Raw genomic sequence first — 3,092 nt, 5'->3', positions numbered from 1 at the left:
GTCCCTGCTCGACGCTCGCGAGCCGTTCTACGCCCAGGCTCATGTCGTCGCCGACGCGGACGACCAGCCGTCGGCGGTCACGCGCGAGGTGCTCGAGATCCTGAGGCTCTGGGAACGAACGCGGTAGTCCACACCGTGGACAAGGGTGTGGAGAACCCGGCGGGTGCTACGCGCGCTTGGCCAGCCGAAACGAGCGGCGATGGTGCGGGCTCGGGCCGTGCGCCTCGAGGGCGGCGTAGTGCTGCGCCGTGGGGTAGCCCTTGTGCCGCGCCCACCCGTACGCCGGGAACGCCGCGTCGAGGTCGACCATGGTCGCGTCCCGCGTCGTCTTCGCGATCACCGACGCCGCCGCGATGGACAAACTCTTGGTATCGCCCTTGACGACGGGTTCCTGCGCCCACGTCGCATTCGGGATCGTCCGGTTGCCGTCCACCAGCACCACGTCGGGTTCGACCTCGAGGGCGAGGACGGCGCGGCGCATCGCCTCCATCGAGGCCCACAGGATGTTCAGCTCGTCGACCTCGGCCGGCGAGCACAGGCCGACCCCGACGGCGACCGCGACACGGTGGATCTCGGGGACGAGGGCCTCGCGCGCCTCTGCCGATAGCTTTTTCGAGTCGTCGAGGCCGGGAAGCGCGGCGTCTCGCGGCAGAACGACGGCCGCCGCCACCACGGGACCCGCCAGGCATCCACGGCCCGCTTCGTCGGTCCCCGCGACGATGTGGCCGCGGCCCCAGTGCGCGCGTTCTAGGTCGAGGTCTGGCACTACGCCATGTGAGCGAACGCCTTCAACGCGCCGCGGAGCGCTGCTCGTCCTCGAGGCCGCCCGTCGCGCTCGGCTTCCTTGACCGAGACGGAGATGCACGTCGCGACCCCGACCAGGAACCACAGCAAGATCAGAGCCGCAAGGATGTAGAGCAAGACCATCGAAACGAGGGCGCGTCGAGGTCGGCCAACGCGGTCGGGAGCCGGCCGGTTCGGCCTCGAGGCCGGGGCCGCGCTCAGGGAAGGCCCTGTGAAGGCCCTGGGGTTGAAGGGCCGACTGAAACCACCTATCTTTGCCGACGTCTCAAGCGAGTCCCGCAGGCGAACCGAACCGACGCCGAAGGGGCTTTCAAGGCCAGGTCCCAGCCGTCGCAGCGGAGCGAGGTGATGCCGACCGTCGGATTCCTGGCCTGACGTGTTCCCATTCGTGGCAGTCCTGCCACGCGTTCAGAACCGGCGGCGCAGCCGCATTCCCGATTCCTGCCGACCGGCGAGACCCGCTCGCCCCCCGTCGCGGCTCTGTCCGCCTCGAGGTCCGGCCGATCCCACGCGCCCCCCGGCGCTCCCCGAACGACACGCCACTCTATGGCAGACAAGACCCCGAAGGCTGACGCCGACGAAACCGCCGCGACCAAGCCCCGCCGCCCGCGCGCCCCCATCATCGACCTTACCGGAGGAAGCAGCCCGTCCTCTAACGGGTCCGCCACCGAGGCCAAGCCGAAGCGCAAAACGCGCAAGAAGGCCGAGCCCCAGGAGACGTCGGCAGACGCGACCGAGGAGGCCCCCAAGCGCCGCCGGCGGACGCGCAAGTCCGAGCCGGTCGCCTCGAGCGACAAGCTCGACGAGACCGCGGTGGACGAGTCCGGTGACGACGCGGACGACTCTGAGGATCAGGGCGGAGGCCGTCGCCGCAAAAAGCGGAGCCGGAACAGCAACAAGAAGACCGACGACAACGGAAAGCCGGGCGAGCCCTTCGTGGGCATGCTCGAGCTGATCGGCGACAAGAAGTTCGGCTTCATCCGCGAGATCTCGACGTCGCTCTCCAAGGGCGACAACGACCCGTTCATGCCGCCGCCGCTCATCCAGAAGCACAACCTGCGCGACGGCGTCCAGCTCAAGGGGACCATCAAGCCGGGCCGCAAGGGCGCCTGGCAGGTCACCGAGGTGACGGAGGTCATGGGCATGACGCCCGACGAGTGGGCCGAGCTCCCGGACTTCGACGACGGGATGGTGATCTACCCCGAAGAGAAGCTCGACGTGGTGACGGACAAGAGCGACATCTCGATGCGCGTCATCGACATGGTCTCGCCGCTTGGCAAGGGCCAGCGCGCGCTCATCGTGGCGCCGCCGCGTGCGGGCAAGACGTTTATCCTCAAAGGGCTCGCGGCCGGGCTCTCGCAGAACCACCCCGACGTCAAGCTGGTCGCGCTCCTGATCGACGAGCGCCCCGAGGAGGTGACCGACTTCCGCCGCAACACCGAGGCGACCGTCTTCGCGTCCTCGAACGACGCCGGCGAGGACAACCACGTCCGCGTCGCCACGATGGCCTTCGAGTACGCCCGCCGCTTGGTGGAGCAGGGCCACGACGTCGCCATCCTGCTCGACTCGCTCACGCGCCTGGGCCGGACGTTCAACCTGCACGGCGGCAACTCCGGCCGGACGATGTCGGGCGGCCTCGATGCGCGCGCGCTCTTGATCCCGCGCAAGATCTTCGGCGCGGCCCGCAACATCGAGAACGGCGGCTCGCTGACGATCGTGGCCACGGCTCTCGTAGAGACCGGAAGCCGCATGGACGACGTCATCTTCGAGGAGTTCAAGGGGACCGGCAACTCCGAGATCGTCCTGGACCGGGACCTCTCGGAAAAGCGGATCTACCCGGCCATCAACATCAAGCGCTCGGGCACGCGGAACGAGGAACGGCTCATCGAGGACGAGGTCGCGCACTCGCGCAACATGCTCCTGCGCGCGCTGAACTCCCGCTACCCGGACGAGGCGATGCAGGCGCTCATCAAGCAGATCCAGCTCAGCGAGTCGAACAAGCAGCTTCTCCTGGACCTGATCCCGTCGGAGTAGCGACCCGTCCTCGAGGACGAACGGGGGCGCCGCGCGAGTGGCGCCCCCGTTCTTTGCACGGCGTTGATGTCACCGGTGGGGCCTCGAGCATTCCGCCCTCGAGGCCGTGCCGTTAGACATCGACGCGGTTGCGGTCTACTCCGGCGAACCACAGCCGCACCCGTGCCCGACTTCCGCCCTGGCATCGAACTCCACGAGCCTGACGAGCCCGAGGTCCAGTACGGCTATGTGTCCATCAAGGACCGTCCCGAGGC

3 protein-coding genes are annotated in these 3,092 nt (G+C 68.6%); 1 reads left to right on the top strand and 2 read right to left on the bottom strand.

Going from position 1 to position 3,092, the window contains the following annotated elements:
* Positions 1–166: 166 nt before the first annotated feature.
* Entirely contained in the window at positions 167–766 is a 600-nt protein-coding gene (locus tag WBA11_RS18380) for a ribonuclease HII (protein ID WP_424522086.1), read from the bottom strand.
* Positions 766–927 (bottom strand): hypothetical protein, encoded by a 162-nt coding sequence (locus WBA11_RS18375; RefSeq protein WP_424522085.1) that lies wholly within the window; start codon positions 925–927, stop codon positions 766–768. Before WBA11_RS18375 ends, WBA11_RS18380 begins: the two co-directional genes overlap by 1 nt.
* Before the next feature lie 423 nt (positions 928–1,350).
* Here WBA11_RS18375 and rho point away from each other — a divergent pair, with 423 nt between their 5' ends.
* On the top strand, positions 1,351–2,838 hold the full coding sequence (gene rho, locus WBA11_RS18370; protein WP_424522084.1) for a transcription termination factor Rho: 1,488 nt from the start codon (positions 1,351–1,353) through the stop codon (positions 2,836–2,838).
* The last annotated feature ends 254 nt before the right edge of the window (positions 2,839–3,092 follow it).

Source organism: Rubrivirga sp. (assembly GCF_049648075.1).
In the GTDB taxonomy this organism is placed as follows: domain Bacteria; phylum Bacteroidota; class Rhodothermia; order Rhodothermales; family Rubricoccaceae; genus Rubrivirga.
The sequence above is the reverse complement of the archived record's forward strand: the minus strand, read 5'-3'. Positions and strand labels throughout refer to the sequence as shown.

Coding starts and splice junctions, on each gene's coding strand:
- WBA11_RS18375 (WP_424522085.1), bottom strand. CDS start 927: ATGGTCTTGCTCTACATCCTTGCGGCTCTGATCTTGCTGTGGTTCCTG.
- rho (WP_424522084.1), top strand. CDS start 1,351: ATGGCAGACAAGACCCCGAAGGCTGACGCCGACGAAACCGCCGCGACC.